The sequence below is a fragment of the Lacisediminimonas profundi genome, assembly GCF_008831265.1.
In the GTDB taxonomy this organism is placed as follows: Bacteria; Pseudomonadota; Gammaproteobacteria; order Burkholderiales; family Burkholderiaceae_D; genus Lacisediminimonas; species Lacisediminimonas profundi.
The window spans coordinates 386,821-404,034 of the sequence record NZ_VTTH01000002.1 but is presented as its reverse complement, the minus strand read 5'-3'; the positions used below and the strand labels follow the sequence as shown (position 1 = coordinate 404,034).

Here is a 17,214-nt window from a genome sequence, read left to right as displayed (position 1 = left end):
GATGAACGCGCCCGCTGAAATCCAGACCGGCATTGGCGCCTCCGTGCGCCGCAAGGAAGACTACCGATTCGTGACCGGCAGCGGCCGGTACACCGATGACATCCAGCTGCAAGGCCAGACCTTCGCTTATTTCCTGCGCTCGCCGCATGCGCATGCCAACATCGTGTCGATCGACAAAAGCGCCGCGCTGGCCGCGCCGGGCGTGCTGGCAGTGCTGACCGGCGACGACCTCGCCGCCGACAAGCTGGGCGGCGTGCCATGCGGCTGGCTGATCACCGACGTCAACGGCCAGCCGATGAAGGAGCCGCCGCATCCGGCGCTGGCGCACGGCAAGGTGCGCTACGTCGGCGACCAGGTGGCGGTGATCATTGCCAGTACCTACCTGCAGGCCAAGGAGGCTTCCGAGCGGGTGGATGTCCAGTACGACGTGTTGCCGGCCGTGGTCGATGCCAGCGACGCCATCAAAGCCGGTGCGCCGGTGCTGCATGATGTCGCGCCGGACAACCGATGCTACAAATGGTCGATCGGCGACAAGGCAGCGGTCGATGCGGCATTCGCCGGCGCGCACCACGTCACGCGCCTGGAACTGAGCAACAACCGGCTGATACCGAATGCGATGGAACCGCGCGCCGCGATCGGGCATTACAGCCGTGGCGACGACAGCTACACGCTCTATGTCGCCAACCAGAACCCGCATGTGGAGCGCTTGCTGCTGACAGCTTTCGTGATGGGCCTGCCGGAACACAAGATGCGGGTCGTGGCGCCTGACGTCGGCGGCGGCTTCGGCTCGAAAATCTTCCTGTATGCGGAAGACGTGGTGGTGACCTGGGCCTCGAAAAAAGTGAACCGCCCGGTGAAATGGACGGCAGAGCGCTCCGAGTCCTTCCTGACCGACGCCCATGGCCGCGACCATGCGACGCTGGCGGAAATGGCGGTGGACGCCAACGGCAAGTTCCTCGCCATGCGGGTGCATACGGTTGCCAACCTCGGCGCCTACCTGTCCACCTTCGCCACCTCGGTGCCGACCATCCTGTACGCAACGCTGCTGGCCGGGCAGTACTCCACGCCGCAGATCTATTGCGAGGTGGACGGCGTGTTCACCAACACCGCACCGGTGGATGCCTACCGCGGCGCGGGACGACCGGAGGCCGCCTATGTGGTGGAACGGCTGGTGTCGGCCGTCGGGCGCGAGATGAAGATCAGCGACATCGACATCCGGCGCCGCAATTTCATCACGCAATTCCCCTACCAGACGCCGGTTGCATTGCAGTACGACGTCGGCGACTTCAACGCCTGCCTGGACGGCGCGGTCGAGCTGGCGGATGTGGCCGGCTTTGCCGCCCGTCGCGAGGAATCGAAGAAGCGCGGCAAGCTGCGCGGATTGGGTTATTCGACCTACATCGAGGCTTGCGGCCTGGCGCCGTCCAATATTGCCGGCGCGCTCGGCGCCCGCGCCGGCCTGTACGAGGTGGGCGAGGTGCGGGTCAATCCGACCGGCAGCATTACCGTGTTCACCGGCTCGCACAGCCACGGCCAGGGCCATGAAACCACATTCGCGCAAATTGTCGGCGAGCGGCTCGGCGTGCCGATTGACCAGATCGACATCGTCCACGGCGACACCGGCCGGGTGCCGTTCGGCATGGGTACCTACGGCTCGCGCTCGCTGGCCGTGGGTGGCAGCGCGATCATGAAAGCGGTGGACAAGATCGTCGCCAAGGGCAAGAAGATCGCCGCCCATTTGCTGGAAGCATCGGCCGGCGATATCGAGTTCAAGGACGGCAAGTTCACGATCGAAGGAACCGATCGCAGCGTGCCATTCAGCCAGGTCGCGTTTTCGGCCTATGTGCCGCATAACTATCCGCTCGCGGAACTGGAGCCGGGGCTCAACGAGACCGCCTTCTACGACCCGACCAACTTCACCTATCCGGCCGGCGCCCACATCTGCGAGGTGGAAGTCGATCCGGATACCGGCGTGGTCGAGATCGCTGCGATGACTGCGGTGGACGACTTCGGCAACATCATCAACCCGATGATCGTCGAGGGGCAGGTTCATGGCGGACTGGCGCAGGGCATCGGCCAGGCATTGATGGAGAACTGCGTCTACGACAAGGAAAGCGGCCAGTTGCTGTCGGGCAGTTACCTCGACTACAGCATGCCGCGCGCCGAGGACCTGCCGAGCTTCAAGGTCGGCAACCGGGTCACGCCCTGTTCGCATAATCCGCTGGGCGTGAAGGGTTGCGGCGAAGCCGGCGCAATCGGCTCGCCGCCGGCGGTGATCAATGCCGTGATCGACGCCCTGGGACCGCTGGGCGTCACGCATATCGACATGCCGGCCACGCCGCACCGCGTCTGGTCCGCGATCCAGTCCGCAAAATCATCCGCATAGGGAGTCCGTCATGTACGCATTCGAACTGCATCAGCCGACCAGCGTGAAAGACGCGGTCGCCCTGCTCGGGGAAGAGAGCCGCCCGCTGGCCGGCGGCCAGAGCCTGGTCGCCGCCATGAAGCTGCGGCTGGCGGCGCCGGGCGCACTGGTCGATCTTGGCCAGATCAAGGAATTGCGCGGCATCCGGCGCGAAGGCAATACGATCGTGATCGGCGCCGGCACCACCCATGCACAGGTGGCGGCATCGCCCGAGGTACAAAAGGCGATTCCGGCGCTGGCATGGCTTGCCGGCGAGATCGGCGATGCCCAGGTGCGCAACATGGGCACCATAGGCGGGTCGCTGGCCAACAACGACCCTGCTGCCTGCTATCCGGCGGCGGTGCTGGCATTGAACGCGCGGGTCCAGACCGACCGCCGCACGATCGCTGCCGACGACTTCATTACCGGCGCGTTCGAAACGGCGCTTGCCAGCGACGAGATGATCACGGCCGTGCATTTTCCGATTCCGGAGCGGGCGGCTTATATCAAGTTCGCCAATTCGGCCTCGCGTTTCGCGCTGGTCGGGGTATTCGTCAGCAAGGGCGAGGGCGGGGCCAGGGTCGCAGTGACCGGTTCGGCCAGCCACGCATTCCGCGCCACGCAGATCGAGGCGGCGCTGAATGCCGATTTCTCGCCGGCTGCGGCAAAGGCGGTGCAGATGCCGGCCGACGACCTTAATTCCGACCTGCATGCCAGCGCGGCCTACCGGGCGCATCTGATACCGGTGCTGGCGGGGAGGGCGGTGGAGAAGGCGCTGGGCTAGTTTGGTCTGCGCCCATTGAAGGGAAAGGGTGTCCCCCTTTCCCTCTCCCTCTACCTGTTTTCCCATGACTATCCACCAGCTCCCCCAATCGGTCGACCAGGTCCAGCAACTCCTCGCCACCCAGGAATACGTCGCTGACCGCCAGCTCGCGACCACCATCTTCCTGGCGCTCAAGATGGGCCGCCCGTTGTTCCTCGAAGGCGAGGCCGGCGTCGGCAAGACCGAAGTCGCGAAGGCGCTCGCCACTGGATTGCAACGCCGGCTGGTGCGCCTGCAATGCTACGAAGGTCTGGACACAGCGAGCGCGGTCTACGAATGGAATTACCCGCGCCAGATGATCGAGATCAGGCTCGCCGAAGCGGCCGGCGGCGCATCGCGCGACGCGCTGGCGGCCGACATTTTCACGGACCGATTCCTGATCAAGCGCCCGCTGCTGCAAGCGCTGGAGAGCGACGAGTCAGGCCCGGCCGTGCTGCTGATCGATGAACTCGACCGCAGCGACGAGCCGTTCGAAGCCTACTTGCTGGAGGTGCTGGCGGAATACCAGGTCACCATCCCCGAACTGGGAACCATCAAGGCATCCCAACCGCCGATCGTGGTGATCACCTCCAACCGCACCCGCGAGATCCACGATGCGGTCAAGCGCCGCTGCTTCTATCACTGGGTCGACTATCCGGACCGTGTGCGCGAGCTGGAAATCGTGCGCCGCAAGGTGCCGCAAGCCGCCGACCGGCTGAGCCGCGATGTGGTGGCCTTCATCGCCAGGCTGCGGCAGATGGAGTTGTACAAGCTGCCCGGGGTTGCCGAGACCATCGACTGGGCGGCGTCGCTGACCGCGCTCGACCGGGTGGAACTGGACCCGGAGACAGTCCATGCGACGCTGGGCGTGGTCCTGAAATACCAGGATGACCTGGCCCGCATGGACCATGACAAGGTCAGCGCCATGGTGGAAGCGGTCCGCAACGATGCCGCCGCCGGGCGATGACAGCGGCCGCAACATCGGACGTGAACGTCGGCAAGCCAGCCGGCACCTTGGCCGGCAATGTGGTGCGCTTCGTGCGCGTGCTGCGCCATGCCGGCCTGCCGGTTGGGCCGGACAAGGTGCTGGATGCGCTGCGGGCGCTGCAGGCGGTCGGGCTGGAACGCCGCGACGATTTCTATTTCGCCTTGAATGCGGTGTTGGTCAACCGTCACGAGCATCAGGTGATTTTCGACCAGGCATTCCAGCTGTTCTGGCGCGATCCCGACCAGGCTGCGCAAAAGCTGCAGTCCTTGCTGGAGCAACTGGGCGGCGGACTGCGCAAGCCGGATGCTGGCAGGCAGGCGGTTTCACCAAGGCTGGCGCATGCCTTGTGGCCCGGGGCTGCCCGGCCGCCGACCGCCAACGAGGCCTTGCCGCCGGAACTCACGCTGGATGCCTCGCTGACGCTGTCCGGGCGCGAGTTGCTGCAGCAACGCGACTTCGCTGCCATGACGCCGGAAGAGCTGCAACAGGCGACCAGGCTGGTCGCCGGCATGCGCATGCGGCTGCCGCAGATTGCCACCCGCCGTTCGCGGCCGCGCGCCCATGGCGGCCGCATCGACTTGCGCAATACCATGCGGCAGATGATGAAATCAGGCGAGGACCTGATCGAGTTGCGTCACCGTGCCGCGCGACTGCGGCCACCGACGCTGGTGATCCTGTGCGATATCTCGGGTTCGATGGACAGCTACACCCGCATGCTGCTGCATTTCATCCACGCCGTCACCAACGACCGCAGCCGGGTGCACAGCTTCCTGTTCGGCACCAGGCTGTCCAACATCACCCGCGCACTGCGCGACCGCGATGTGGATGTCGCGCTGACCCGGGTGTCGCGCCAGGTCCAGGACTGGGCCGGGGGCACCCGCATCGGCGCCTGCCTGCATGAATTCAACCAGCGTTGGGCGCGCCGGCTGTTGGGGCAGGGAGCAATCGTACTGCTGATCAGCGACGGCCTCGACAGCGATGCGGCCGACGAACTGGCGCAGGAAATGGCGCGTCTGAAACGTTCCTGCCGGAGCCTGGTCTGGCTTAACCCGCTGCTACGCTACGAACACTTCGAAGCCAGGCCCGCCGGCATCCGCGCGATGCTGCCGCACGTCGACCGCTTCCTTCCGGTGCATAACCTGGAAAGCCTGGCTCAGCTGGGCTCTCTGCTGAGCCAGATTGATGGTGGGCGGCGGGAGCGCACGAGTCACCAAGGCCACTGAGATCACTGAGGGAACTGAGGGAACTGAGTCAGCCACGACGCAAGCACGGCGCGGCTGTCCTCCATGGGCCAGGCGGCAGCAATCCCGGCCAGCTTCTGTCGAAGGAGCAGAGCGTCGGCGCAGGAATCCGCCGCGGGCGCGGCCGCAACGAGGTTCCGGAATACGCTCAACAAGCGATGTGCGCACTCTTCGTGGATGGAAAGGTTCGCGCCTGGCGAGTGCACGATCCGGATCGCGTCGCTCACCTCCGGTGTGGGGGTGCCAGAGCTCCATTGATCGACAATCCGCCTCAGTCTTTCGGTCAGGAATTCGGCATCTCCTACCAGAAAGTAGGCGCTCAACCTTAACCTCACCGTGTCTGCGAACAGCATCATTTCACTTTCGATCCGGCCGGATAGCTCAAGCAGGAGCCTGGCACGCCCGACTACGCTGGTGATCTGCCGGGCGCAGATCACCAATTGCTCCCAGCAGTCCATGAAAGGGCGGGTGACCGGGGGCGTGGTCGCACTCGCCGCTGTCGACAGCGACTGCCCCGGCACGTTGCGAATATGCCTCCATTCCTTCATGGCAGCGATATGTCTTTCCTGCATCCTGCTGATGTCGCTGGCAAGTTCATGCAGTGCGGATATCCGAGCTTCGCCGGACATCTTCGCCAATTGATCTGCGAGGGTTTTCAGGTGCGCGCACGCCAGGTCAGTCTCGCCTCGCTGCCCGCGCAGGAATCCAAGCGACAAATGAACTGCAGCGCTTGTCTGCGCGGTTGGATCGCAATCGGATAGCAGGGCGGGAAGTGGTCCGAGCATTTCGAAGGCGACAATGTAGCCGGTCGGGTGAAGACCGACCAGCTCCAGCAGCACCTGGATAAGCGCAATGCGGTCCCTGCCGGCCGTGGTCGAGCGAATCAATTTCTCCAGCAAGGCCGGTTCCAGCAACAAGGCCGTGGAAATGGAATCGGCAAGCTCGGCCAATTCCGGATGGAGGCGGCCCTGGTCAAACGGGGAGCCCGGCTGTCCGGACATGGAAACCAGCCAAACCAGCGCGTCGGCAAGTTGTTTCGGTCCGATCTGGCGCAGATAGTCGAGCAGATGGTCCGCAAATTCCTGTCTCTCCGTTGGCCTATCCGGGTGCGGGTAGAGACTGTCAAGCAGCATCAGCGGCAGCAATATCCGGACATGTTCCGGCAGCGGCATGATCAGCAGGCGGTTGTAAAGGCCATCGTCTTCGCAACACGCTTTCGCGAATTCCATCTGGTACCGTTCCACGCAATTCCCGTGCAGCTTGCGCAGGTCCTTCACGCAAGCAATCAGTTGTCCTGTTTCGCGCACCTCGGCCATGGCGAAATAGTTGGCCTTGCTGACCGAGCGCCAGCGCAGCAGTGACTGGCGATCGGTGATGAAACGGGCAACGTGCGCCAACATTTCATGGGGAAGGGCGGCGTCGTGGTTGGCCGGGAGAGAAAGGCGCCGGCGAGGCCCGAGCTTGATCGCAACATCAGCCAGGGCATCCTGACGGCCATTCAGGGCTGGCAGCGCGTTGTACAAGATCGTGTGACGCATCTCCAGCCAGGGCGCGCCGTACGAGATCCATTGAAGCGATGGCCGTGGGTTCTGTCGCAACTGCGGCTCGATCGCCCGGGTTGGTACCGGCTGCAGTTCGCGGGCAGGAGTACGAGCGGTGGATGGCGGTGAATCAGGGGAAACACGCTTCATCAATGGACCTCGGTGTTGGCTGGAATCCAGCTTGGTGTCATGGTGAACAGTCTTGTTCAACTCGCCGCACCGATGGTTTATGAACGCACGCCGCTTTGATCCGATGTTTTGCCTGTGCCGCTGTCTCCCTGCGCCCCTGTGCTTCTGCCTTGTGAGTCAGTCTTGTGCTTCAGCCTTGTGAATTGATCACGCTGTCGCGGCAACCCGATCCGACTGCGGCTGCCCAGCCGGCGCGAGCAGCTTGCGCGCGGCCGCAGTGATGCCGTCGGCCTGCGGTATGAACGCCTGCTCCAGCACGTAGCTCGATGGCGCCGGCGCATCGGGGCCGGTCAGGCGCACTACCGGTGCTTTCAGTGAAGCCCACGCATGTTCGGCCACCAGTGCGCTGATTTCGGCGCCGACGCCGCACATGCGGCTGGCCTCGTGCACCACGATCAAGCGCCCGGTCTTGCGTACGGAAGCCAGGATCGCTTCCTCGTCCAGCGGCTTGAGCGAGCGCAGGTCGATCACCTCGGCCGAGATGCCTTCTTCGGCCAGCTTCGCCGCCGCCTGCAGGCAGTGATCCACCGTCTTGGCATAGGAGATGAGCGTCACATCCGAGCCCTCGCGCCGCAGCGCTGCGCGGCCGAGCGGGATCATGTGTTCGCCATCGGGCACCTCGCCCGGCACATAGCCCAGCGCCAGGTCGACAAAGAACAGTACCGGGTTGTCGTCGCGGATCGCCGACTTGAGCAATCCCTTGAAATCAGCGGCGCAGGAGGGCATCACTACTTTCAGTCCCGGGCTGTGCACGAACCAGGCCTCCAGGTTGTGGTTGTGCTGGGCGCCGACGGTCCAGCCGCCGCCGGTCATCGCCATCACCACCATAGGGAATTCGAACTGCCCGCCCGAGATGTAGCGCAGCTTGCCGGCGCTGTTGACGATCTCGTCCATCGCGAAGCACAGGAAGGGTGCGAACAGCAGGTCGACCACCGGCCGCAATCCGGTCGCCGCGGCGCCGGCTGCCGTGCCGGCGATGATGCCTTCCGCCAGCGGGGTATTGCGCACCCGCAGCTTGCCGAATTCATTCACCAGTTCCGGCCGCTTGGTGGCGACGCCTTCGCCGAACATCATCACGCGCGAATCGCGCCGCATTTCTTCGGCCAGCGCCTGGCCGATTGCTTCGTTGATTGTGATCTGTGCCATGGTGCGCTCCTGGTTGTCGGTCAAGCGTAGATATCGGTCGTCAGTTCGGACAGGTCCGGGACGGGCGACGCGTTCGCGAATTCCAGCGCCTGTTCTATCGCGGCTTGCACCCGCGCCTGCATTTCCTGCAGCTGGTCCACGCTCAGCTGGTCGCTGTTGTGCAGGCGCTGGCGCATCAGGGCGATCGGGTCGCGCTCGCGCCAGCGTTCCAGTTCGGCGGGATCCACGTAGGACTGGTCATCCGGCTCGAAGTGGCCGCGCAGGCGGTAGGTATAGGTCTCCAGCAGGAAGGGCTTGCCGGTTTCCCTTATGGTCGCCACCGCTTCAACTGCCGCCCCGCGCACTGCTTCGACGTCGTTGCCATCTACCGTGCGGCTGGCAATGCCGTAACCGCCGCCATGCACGCTGACATGGTCGGCGACCATGGTTTCCTTGCGGTGGACGAAGGCTTGCCACTGGTTGTTTTCGCAGATGTACAGGATGGGCAGGTTCCACACCGCGGCCAGGTTCAGCGATTCATGGAACACACCTTCGCAGGCGGCGCCATCGCCGAAGAAGCAGGCGACGATGCCGGGCCGGCCGAGCATCGTATTGGACAGTGCCACACCGGGCGCCAGCGACAGTTCGCCGCCGACGATGGTGGAAGTCAGCAACACGCCGAGTTCCTTGACGGATATGTGCAGCGAGCCGCTCTTGCCCTTGCAATAACCGGTGCTCCGGCCCAGCACCTCGGCCATCATCCGGCCGGGATCGGCGCCGCGCGCCAGCAGGTGGCCGGCGCTGCGGTGATTGGTCAGGATGCTGTCCTCGGCCGACAATGCCGCCACCACGCCGACGGCCGATGCCTCCTGGCCAACCGATGTGCAGGTGCCGGCGGCCTTGCCCTCTGCGTGCAGCGCGGCGAGTTGCTCTTCATAAGCACGGATCAGCATCATGCGTTCAAGCATCGATTGCGGCGTGCTGTGCTGGGTGATCGGGTTCATGTCGGTCCTTGATAGGGGCGGGGTGTGGATGTGTGGCGAGTCTACTTCCGCCTGCCAGCGAAAAAAGCACCGGCTTCCGGCCTTAAGGTTTTTTTAGGATTTGTTGAATGAAGTTTTAGGAAAGGAAGGCCGGGCGGCCTCTTAATCTACGCTTCACCCGCAAGCAATCATTCAAGGAAAAGGAGTCCGATGATGGAAATCAAACCGCTATCCGCACTTTGGTCCGACGCCGTAATCGCACCAGGGAACACCTATGGCCGGCATGACATCTATGCCGGCATCCACAAGGCGCTGCGCATGTTCATGTTCGACACGCTGACCCGGGTCGGCAGCGCCGACAGCGCAGACGCGGAGGGACTGAAAGACACGCTGGCTCAACTGCGCTCGCTGCTGGCGTTCTGCGCCGGACACCTGCAGCACGAAAACGAATTTGTCCACGCCGCAATGGAAGCAAGGCGCGCTGGCTCGACGACGGAGATTGCCGGCGATCATGTGCATCACCTGCTCGAGCTGGCGCAGTTGCGCTCGCTGTCCGACGCAGTGGAACACGCGGCGCCAGCCGAGTCCGCCCGGGCCCTGGCGCGGCTGTACCGTGAGTTGACACTGTTCGTCGCGCACAACCTGACCCACATGGACATGGAGGAGACCCGCCACAATGCGGTGCTTTGGGCGACGCATTCTGACCAGGAACTGGCAGGCATCGAGCAGGCGATCGTGGCCTCGCTGCCAGCGGAAGAGTCGGCGCTGTCGATGCGCTGGATGATCCCGGCGATGAACCATGCTGAACGCGTGGCGACATTGTCCGGGGCTCAGGCGCAGGCGCCGGCGGAAGTATTCAAAGGTCTGCTGGGCATCGCCCGGGCAAATCTTTCTGCACGGGAGTGGAGCGCGCTGGCAGCAGCCTTGTCAGTGCCGGAGCGACTTGCCGCCTAGGCGCAAGAACCTGATCTGGCAGATTCCTTTCTGATCAAGAACTTAGCGTCATTAGTTACTGCGGATTCCCTAATGTTTTACTGCAGGTTCTGCCATAATTGGCAGAACCTACCTGCGCCTGGCAGAATTTGGCATAAATTTGCCAGGAACAGGAAACCGAATCCCGCTCATGACTACTCTGCCAACTCCCGATTCCGGCGCTGCCACCGCCGCCGCGTCCGCCAGCGCGCGGCACGATCCCGCCCAGGTCCAGGCCCTGATCTCGTTCCTGGAGCAGGAGTCGCACCCGATGATCGTGCTCGACCCGGACTACAACATCCTGGCAGCGAACCTGGCCTACCGGCGCCAGTTCGCGACGGACGACAAGCCTTATATCGGGCAAAAGTGCTACCGGGTCTCGCACCATTACGACGTTCCCTGCGACCAGGCCGGCGAACACTGTCCGATGAAGCGTGCGATCGAGACGCGCGGCCGCGATCGCGTGCTGCATATCCATCACACCCCGCGCGGGCAGGAGCATGTGGACGTCGAGCTGCGCCCGATCCTGAACGAAGGCCGTGAAATAGTGGCCTATGTGGAACGGCTGGCAGTGGTGCGCAGCGCGTCGGCGCGGCCCAGCACGGAGGAAGGGCTGGTCGGCAGTTCCGCCCGCTTCAACGGCGCGATCGCGGCACTCGAGCGGGTAGCGCCCTCAATGTTGCCGGTGCTGCTGCTAGGCGAGTCCGGCACCGGGAAGGAACTGTTTGCCCGCGCCGTACATGAAGCCAGCGCCCGCGCGGGCAAGCCCTTCGTCGTGGTCGACTGTTCCGGCCTGACCGAGACCTTGTTCGAAAGCGAGCTGTTCGGCTACGAGAAGGGTGCTTTTACCGGCGCCGTGAATCGCAAGCAGGGACTGGTGGAAACCGCCCGTGGCGGCACCCTGTTCCTGGACGAAATCGGCGACGTGCCGCTCGGCATGCAGGTCAAGTTGCTGCGCCTGATCGAAACCGGCACTTTCCGCCGGGTCGGCGGCACCGACACCCTGCACGCCGATTTCCGGCTGGTGGCAGCGACCCACAAGCCGCTGCGGGAAATGATCGCGGACGGCCGCTTCCGCCAGGACTTGTACTACCGCATCAGCGCGTTTCCAATCCAGCTGCCGGCTCTGCGCGAGCGGCTTGCCGACATTCCGCTGCTGGTCAACACCATCCTGCAGCGCAATCAGGGCCAACCGCGGCTCACGGTCGATCCGGCGGCGATGGCGCTGCTGTGCAGCTACGGCTGGCCCGGCAATATCCGCGAGCTGCGCAACGTCATCGAACGCGCCCGGCTGTTCGCCGACCAGGGCACGATACATCCCGAACATCTTCCGCCGGAAATCGTCCGGGCCGAGTCGGTCAAGCCAGTCCTTGCGCTGGAAACCGACCGGGATGAAGGTTTGCGGCACCGGTTCAAGGATTTCGAGGGCACCCGGCGCGAACTGGCGGTTGCGCTTGGCATCAGCGAACGCACGCTTTATCGCCGCCTGAAATCCCTCGGTCTCGCCTGAATCTTTTCGGGATCTCCCAAAAACACTGCCAAGTTCACTGCCAATCGCATGGCAGTGGCAGTTATTTCTTCCGTGGATTCCGCGCGATCCCTGCTCGCCGCAAAAAAATCCCCTTGTTTTTCATAGAGTTGCGCGCGATCTATCGATCCGGCTCGTGCAGGCAAGCCTTTTGCTATGAGCTCTCCATATGCTGCAACCCATCACCCGTAACCATCCGCCGGATTCGGCGACTGCACTGGAGAAAGACGAGATGACCCCGCAAAGCAAAATGCAGATCGAAGGCTTTTTCGACACCGCCACCTGGACCGTCAGCTATATCGTGCTGGATACCGAAAGCATGCAGTGCGCGGTGATCGACAGCGTGCTCGATTACGACCCGAAGTCGGGCCGCACCAGCACCGCGTCGGCCGACAAGCTGATCGCGCGGGTGCGCGAACTCGGCGCAAGCGTGGCCTGGATACTGGAGACCCACGTGCATGCCGACCATCTGTCGGCTGCGCCCTGGATCCAGCAACACCTCGGCGGCAAGTTCGGCATCGGCCAGAACATCCGCGTGGTGCAGGAAACATTCGGCACTCTGTTCAATGCGGACAGCAGCTTTGCCCGCGATGGCAGCCAGTTCGACCGCCTGTTCGCGGACAACGAGACCTTTGAAATCGGCTCGCTCACCTGCCGGGCGATGCATACCCCAGGGCACACGCCGGCTTGCATGACTTATGTGATCAGCGACGGCCGGGAAACGGCGGCTTTTGTCGGCGATACACTGTTCATGCCCGATTACGGCACCGCGCGCTGCGACTTCCCCGGCGGCGACGCCCGCACCCTGTTCCGCTCGATCAACAAGGTGCTCAGCCTGCCTGGCCATACCCGCTTGTACATGTGCCATGACTACCAGCCGGGCGGCCGCGAGGTGCAATTCGTGACCACCGTCGACGAGGAGCGCGCGAGCAATATTCATGTGCGCAATGGCATTACCGAAGAAGAGTTCGTTGCCATGCGCACCAAGCGCGATGCGACGCTTGAAATGCCGGTCCTGATCCTGCCTTCGGTGCAGGTCAACATGCGGGCTGGCCATCTTCCGGAACCGGAGTCCAATGGGCAGCGTTACCTGAAGATTCCGCTCAACGCGCTGTGATCGACCAGAATTCACGCAAAAACAAAAGCACGCAAAGGAGACAGGGATGGAAATTCGCAAGTTGAATGACGAGTTGTCGGTTTCGCCGCAGATCCTGATGGAGGACATGGCTGCATTGAAGGCTGCCGGTTTCCGGGCCGTGGTCTGCAACCGGCCGGATGGCGAGGGCTCGGACCAGCCGCTGTTCAGCGAGATCGAAGATGCGGCGCGCGCGGCCGGGCTGGAAGCGCACTATCTGCCGGCCGAACCAGGCAAGGTCACCGACCAGCAGGGGACCGATTTCGGAAGCTTGTTGGCCGGGCTGCCCAAACCGGTGCTGGCCTACTGCCGCACCGGCATGCGTTCGGCCACGATGTGGGCGCTGTCGCAGTCGGGCAAGTTGCCGCTGACGGAAATATTGCAAACATCCAGCAGCGCCGGGTATGACCTGAAGGCGGTCGTACGGCGTATCGTCAACAAGGGCAAGACGCCGCTGGAGGCGGTTGAAGCCACACACCAGATCGTGATTGTCGGTGCCGGCGCCGCCGGCATCTCGGTCGCCGCCAGTCTGTTGGCGCGCGACGCCAGCCTCGATATTGCGATCGTCGATCCAGCCGATATCCACTACTATCAGCCGGGCTGGACCCTGGTTGGCGCGGGCGTGTTCCAGCCGAAACAAACGGCCCGGACCATGGCATCGCTGATTCCACGCGGGGTGCACTGGATCAAGGCTGCCGTGGCGGCCTTCGAGCCCGACAACAACGCCATCATCCTTGACGGCTGCCGGGTGGTGAAATACCAGCAATTGGTGGTCTGTCCCGGCCTCAAGCTGAACTGGGGTGCCGTGGAGGGACTGTCCGAGACGCTGGGACGCAATGGCGTCACCTCCAACTATCTCTATCACCTGGCTCCCTACACATGGGAACTGGTGCAGAAATTGCGCGGCGGCCGCGCCTTGTTCACCCAGCCGCCGATGCCGATCAAATGCGCCGGCGCGCCGCAGAAATCGATGTACCTGTCAGCCGACCACTGGCTCCGCAGCGGCGTGCTGGACAAGATCGAGATCGATTTCTGCAACGCCGGTGCTGTGCTGTTCGGCGTGCCCGAGTACGTGCCAGCCCTGAACGAATATGTAGCGAAATACGGCATCAACCTGCAATTCAGCCATAACCTGACCGCCATCGATGGCCCGGGCCGCATCGCCACTTTCAGCCGCAGCAATGCCGACGGCAGCAAGGAGACGATCCAGCAGTCGTTCGACATGATCCACGTGGTGCCGCCGCAGGTGGCGCCCGATTTCATCCGTGTCAGTCCGCTGGCCGATGCCGCCGGCTGGATCGACGTCGACCAGTCGACCTTGCGTCACAAGCGTTTTGCCAACGTGCACGCACTGGGCGACGCCACCAATTCGCCAAACGCAAAAACCGCGGCTGCTGCGCGCAAGCAGGCGCCGGTGGTGGCCCACAATGTGCTGGCCGAAATGGGCATGGTCAATACTTATGCGCGCTACGATGGCTATGGCTCCTGTCCGCTGACGGTGGAACGTGGCAAGATCGTGCTGGCCGAATTCCTGTACGGCGGCAAGGTGGCGCCCAGCTTCCCCAAATGGCTGATCGACGGCACCCGTCCTTCGCGCCTGGCGTGGCTGTTGAAAGAGCGCATACTGCCGCCCCTGTACTGGCAAGGCATGCTGAAAGGACGCGAATGGCTGGCAGAACCGGAGATGACCGATCGATGAAAAACAGGCAATCAAGCTTGGCCCGCTGGCTGCCGTCATTACCGATACTGGAGTGGGGCGCCCGTTATGACCGCGAATCCCTGACGGGCGACCTGGTGGCGGCGGTGATCGTCACCATCATGCTGATTCCGCAAAGCCTGGCCTATGCCATGCTGGCCGGGCTGCCGCCGGAAGTCGGCATCTACGCCAGCATTGCGCCGCTGGTCGCGTATGCGCTGTTCGGCAGCAGCCGGGTGCTGGCGGTGGGCCCGGTGGCGGTGGTGTCGCTGATGACGGCCTCGGCCATCGGCCAGTTCGCCGCACAGGGATCGCCGCAATACTGGGAGGCTGCGATCGTGCTGGCCTTCCTGTCGGGCGTATTGCTGCTGGGGCTGGGCCTGCTGCGCCTGGGGTTTTTCACGAATTTCCTCAGTCATCCGGTCATTGCGGGATTCATCTCCGCGTCCGGCTTGATCATTGCCGCCAGCCAGCTCAAGTACATCCTGGGTGTGAAGGCAGACGGGCACAATCTGTTTGAACTGTTGCAGGCGCTGGCGCGCAAGCTGCCGCAAACCAACCTGGTCACCTTGGCGATCGGCCTCTCGGCGCTGGCATTCCTGTTCTGGGTGCGAAAGGGGCTCAAGCCGCTTCTGGTGCGGGTGGGGCTGTCTGCACGCATGGCGGACCTGCTGGCAAAGGCCGGGCCGATTGCCGCGATCGCGGCCACCTCGATCGCGGTCTGGGGCTGGAAACTGGATGCAAGCGGCGTGGCGATCGTCGGCAAAATTCCAACGGGATTGCCGCCGTTCACGCTGCCGGCCTGGAATCCGGTGCTGTGGCAACAGTTGCTGGTGCCGGCGCTGCTGATCAGCGTGGTCGGATTTGTCGAATCGGTATCGGTGGGGCAGACGCTGGCAGCCAAGCGGCGCCAGCGCATAGAACCGGACCAGGAACTGGTTGCGCTCGGCGCCAGCAACATCGCTTCTTCCCTGACCGGCGGCTTTCCGGTGACCGGCGGCTTTGCCCGTTCCGTTGTCAATTTCGATGCCGGCGCGCAGACTGCGGCCGCCGGTGTGTTCACCGCCGTCGGCCTGGCGCTGGCATCGCTGTTCCTGACGCCCGCGCTGTATTTCCTGCCGCAGGCTACCTTGGCCGCGACCATTATCGTGGCGGTCCTGTCCCTGGTCGATTTGAGCATACTGCGGCGTACCTGGGCTTATTCGCGGCCGGATTTCTTCGCTGCTGCCGGTACCTTGCTCAGCACGCTGGCGCTCGGCGTGGAGACCGGACTGATTGTGGGTGTGACGATTTCACTGGCCCTGCACCTGTACCGGACCAGCCGGCCGCATATTGCGGAAGTCGGCCTGGTCCGTGGCACGGAACATTTCCGCAATGTGCTGCGCCACACGGTCGCGGTGTCTTCATCCGTGCTGAGCTTGCGGGTGGACGAGAGCCTGTATTTCGCCAACGCGCGCTATCTGGAAGACTGGATCAACGATGCGGTAGCGACCCATCCGCAACTCAAGCACGTGATCCTGCAATGTTCGGCAGTCAACGATATCGATGCGAGCGCGCTGGAAAGCCTGGAGGCAATTGCAGAGCGCCTGTATCTTGCAGGGATTGCCCTGCACCTGTCAGAGGTAAAGGGACCGGTGATGGACCGCCTGCAGAAAACCGATTTCCTGCGGCATCTGAGCGGGAAGGTGTACCTGACGCATTACCAGGCGGTGTCGGAGTTGTCGCCGGAGGTCTGCGCGGCGGGTTGAGAGCCAAGGGCGATTTGCCGCAGCAAGAGCGTCAACTGCCGAGCGACCTTATGGCACCCTCCCTTTCAAGGGGAGGGTGCGTTCATGGTGTGCGCCGGTCTGCGCTATCAATCAAGCTATTACCGTTCCTGACCTTCAAGCATCAGAACGCAGCACCCATCAAGCCTGCGACATTTCCTCGAAAGCCGCCAGCGCATTCGCCGAATACATCAGCGACGGTCCGCCGCCCATGTAGACTGCCATCGCCAGCGTTTCCTCCACTTCCGCCTTGGTTGCGCCAAGCTTCACCAGTGCCTGCACATGGAAGCCGATGCAGCCGTCGCAGCGCGCCGCGACGCCCAGGGCGAGCGCAATCAGCTCCTTGGTCTTGCGCTCCAGCGCGCCGTCCTTCGATGCGGCACGCCCGAGATCATTGAAGGCCTGCATGACCTCGGGCAGGTCGGCGCGCATGGTATGCAGCGATTTCGAGATCGACTGGGTCAGGGATTTATAACCCTTGCCGGCATCGCTCATGCGGTGCACCGCTGCAGATGAATCATGCTCATTTTTTTACCGTGCAGGTGTTCACGCCCAGCAGGATGTACAGCGGGCAGAAGTTGAGCAGGCCGGTCGCCAGCGGCACGATGCCTATCCATCCCCAAGGGCCGATCATCCCAGTTCCAGTTGCTACCAGCAGGGCCACGCCCACGACGATACGCAAGACACGATCCACACCGCCAACGTTTGCTTTCATGATGTTTCCTTTGAGTTGTGATTGGGTATTCATTATGCTGCGAATCAATCCTAACGCAATTGGCGTGCCAGTGAGCGCCTGAATCGCAAGTGCCGCAAGCAGCGGTTTTTTGCGTGTAAAACGCGCTGA

Annotated in this window: 14 protein-coding genes; 9 read left to right on the top strand and 5 right to left on the bottom strand. The window is 63.4% G+C overall.

Annotated features, from left to right (window positions below; all coding sequences use genetic code 11):
* The first annotated feature begins 1 nt into the window (after nt 1).
* The 4 genes from FVE66_RS07520 (at nt 2) to FVE66_RS07505 (ending at nt 5,417) form a co-directional block, all read left to right on the top strand.
* Nucleotides 2–2,386, top strand: a complete 2,385-nt coding sequence (locus FVE66_RS07520; protein ID WP_151446780.1) for a xanthine dehydrogenase family protein molybdopterin-binding subunit — start codon at nt 2–4, stop codon at nt 2,384–2,386.
* A 10-nt stretch (nt 2,387–2,396) separates the two neighbouring features.
* On the top strand, nt 2,397–3,188 hold the full coding sequence (locus FVE66_RS07515) for an FAD binding domain-containing protein (RefSeq protein WP_151446779.1): 792 nt from the start codon (nt 2,397–2,399) through the stop codon (nt 3,186–3,188).
* A gap of 64 nt (nt 3,189–3,252) precedes the next feature.
* On the top strand, nt 3,253–4,173 hold the full coding sequence (locus FVE66_RS07510; protein WP_151446778.1) for an AAA family ATPase: 921 nt from the start codon (nt 3,253–3,255) through the stop codon (nt 4,171–4,173).
* Nucleotides 4,170–5,417: a vWA domain-containing protein gene (locus FVE66_RS07505; RefSeq protein WP_151446777.1), complete on the top strand. Its 1,248-nt coding sequence runs from the start codon at nt 4,170–4,172 to the stop codon at nt 5,415–5,417. The genes FVE66_RS07510 and FVE66_RS07505 overlap by 4 nt, the downstream gene beginning before the upstream one ends.
* A 2-nt stretch (nt 5,418–5,419) precedes the next feature.
* Here the strand turns inward: FVE66_RS07505 and FVE66_RS07500 are convergent, their stop codons facing one another.
* The 3 genes from FVE66_RS07500 to FVE66_RS07490 form a co-directional block, all read right to left on the bottom strand.
* Nucleotides 5,420–6,958 carry a hypothetical protein gene (locus tag FVE66_RS07500; RefSeq protein WP_151446776.1) on the bottom strand — a complete coding sequence of 513 codons (1,539 nt, stop codon included), beginning with the start codon at nt 6,956–6,958 and terminating at the stop codon, nt 5,420–5,422.
* A 354-nt stretch (nt 6,959–7,312) separates the two neighbouring features.
* On the bottom strand, nt 7,313–8,311 hold the full coding sequence (locus FVE66_RS07495; protein WP_151446775.1) for an alpha-ketoacid dehydrogenase subunit beta: 999 nt from the start codon (nt 8,309–8,311) through the stop codon (nt 7,313–7,315).
* Between the two features lie 20 nt (nt 8,312–8,331).
* Complete coding sequence (locus FVE66_RS07490) at nt 8,332–9,294, bottom strand: thiamine pyrophosphate-dependent dehydrogenase E1 component subunit alpha (RefSeq protein WP_151446774.1); 963 nt, start codon at nt 9,292–9,294, stop codon at nt 8,332–8,334.
* Between the two features lie 189 nt (nt 9,295–9,483).
* Between FVE66_RS07490 and FVE66_RS07485 the strand changes: the two genes are divergently transcribed.
* The 5 genes from FVE66_RS07485 to FVE66_RS07465 all read left to right on the top strand — a co-directional run bounded on the left by FVE66_RS07485 (nt 9,484) and on the right by FVE66_RS07465 (nt 16,352).
* Nucleotides 9,484–10,227, top strand: coding sequence for a hemerythrin domain-containing protein (locus tag FVE66_RS07485; RefSeq protein ID WP_241673081.1), 744 nt, complete (start codon nt 9,484–9,486; stop codon nt 10,225–10,227).
* 289 nt (nt 10,228–10,516) lie between these two features.
* A complete protein-coding gene (locus FVE66_RS07480; protein ID WP_241673124.1) occupies nt 10,517–11,755 on the top strand; it encodes a sigma-54 interaction domain-containing protein in 1,239 nt (412 codons plus the stop codon).
* A gap of 250 nt (nt 11,756–12,005) precedes the next feature.
* Nucleotides 12,006–12,890, top strand: coding sequence for an MBL fold metallo-hydrolase (locus tag FVE66_RS07475; RefSeq protein WP_151447243.1), 885 nt, complete (start codon nt 12,006–12,008; stop codon nt 12,888–12,890).
* Between the two features lie 46 nt (nt 12,891–12,936).
* A complete protein-coding gene (locus FVE66_RS07470; RefSeq protein ID WP_151446772.1) occupies nt 12,937–14,607 on the top strand; it encodes a bifunctional protein tyrosine phosphatase family protein/NAD(P)/FAD-dependent oxidoreductase in 1,671 nt (556 codons plus the stop codon).
* A complete protein-coding gene (locus FVE66_RS07465; RefSeq protein ID WP_151446771.1) occupies nt 14,604–16,352 on the top strand; it encodes a SulP family inorganic anion transporter in 1,749 nt (582 codons plus the stop codon). Before FVE66_RS07470 ends, FVE66_RS07465 begins: the two co-directional genes overlap by 4 nt.
* Nucleotides 16,353–16,511: 159 nt before the next feature.
* Here FVE66_RS07465 and FVE66_RS07460 read toward each other — a convergent pair whose 3' ends face one another.
* Nucleotides 16,512–16,865 carry a carboxymuconolactone decarboxylase family protein gene (locus tag FVE66_RS07460; protein WP_151446770.1) on the bottom strand — a complete coding sequence of 118 codons (354 nt, stop codon included), beginning with the start codon at nt 16,863–16,865 and terminating at the stop codon, nt 16,512–16,514.
* A gap of 28 nt (nt 16,866–16,893) precedes the next feature.
* On the bottom strand, nt 16,894–17,085 hold the full coding sequence (locus FVE66_RS07455; protein ID WP_151446769.1) for a YgaP family membrane protein: 192 nt from the start codon (nt 17,083–17,085) through the stop codon (nt 16,894–16,896).
* Nucleotides 17,086–17,214 lie beyond the last annotated feature (129 nt).

Bases quoted from the DNA above. Each gene is read 5' to 3' on its own strand.
- FVE66_RS07510 (WP_151446778.1), top strand. From the start codon at position 3,253: ATGACTATCCACCAGCTCCCCCAATCGGTCGACCAGGTCCAGCAACTC.
- FVE66_RS07515 (WP_151446779.1), top strand. From the start codon at position 2,397: ATGTACGCATTCGAACTGCATCAGCCGACCAGCGTGAAAGACGCGGTC.
- FVE66_RS07455 (WP_151446769.1), bottom strand. From the start codon at position 17,085: ATGAAAGCAAACGTTGGCGGTGTGGATCGTGTCTTGCGTATCGTCGTG.
- FVE66_RS07465 (WP_151446771.1), top strand. From the start codon at position 14,604: ATGAAAAACAGGCAATCAAGCTTGGCCCGCTGGCTGCCGTCATTACCG.
- FVE66_RS07490 (WP_151446774.1), bottom strand. From the start codon at position 9,294: ATGAACCCGATCACCCAGCACAGCACGCCGCAATCGATGCTTGAACGC.
- FVE66_RS07470 (WP_151446772.1), top strand. From the start codon at position 12,937: ATGGAAATTCGCAAGTTGAATGACGAGTTGTCGGTTTCGCCGCAGATC.
- FVE66_RS07480 (WP_241673124.1), top strand. From the start codon at position 10,517: ATGATCGTGCTCGACCCGGACTACAACATCCTGGCAGCGAACCTGGCC.
- FVE66_RS07495 (WP_151446775.1), bottom strand. From the start codon at position 8,311: ATGGCACAGATCACAATCAACGAAGCAATCGGCCAGGCGCTGGCCGAA.
- FVE66_RS07485 (WP_241673081.1), top strand. From the start codon at position 9,484: ATGATGGAAATCAAACCGCTATCCGCACTTTGGTCCGACGCCGTAATC.
- FVE66_RS07520 (WP_151446780.1), top strand. From the start codon at position 2: ATGAACGCGCCCGCTGAAATCCAGACCGGCATTGGCGCCTCCGTGCGC.
- FVE66_RS07475 (WP_151447243.1), top strand. From the start codon at position 12,006: ATGACCCCGCAAAGCAAAATGCAGATCGAAGGCTTTTTCGACACCGCC.
- FVE66_RS07460 (WP_151446770.1), bottom strand. From the start codon at position 16,865: ATGAGCGATGCCGGCAAGGGTTATAAATCCCTGACCCAGTCGATCTCG.
- FVE66_RS07505 (WP_151446777.1), top strand. From the start codon at position 4,170: ATGACAGCGGCCGCAACATCGGACGTGAACGTCGGCAAGCCAGCCGGC.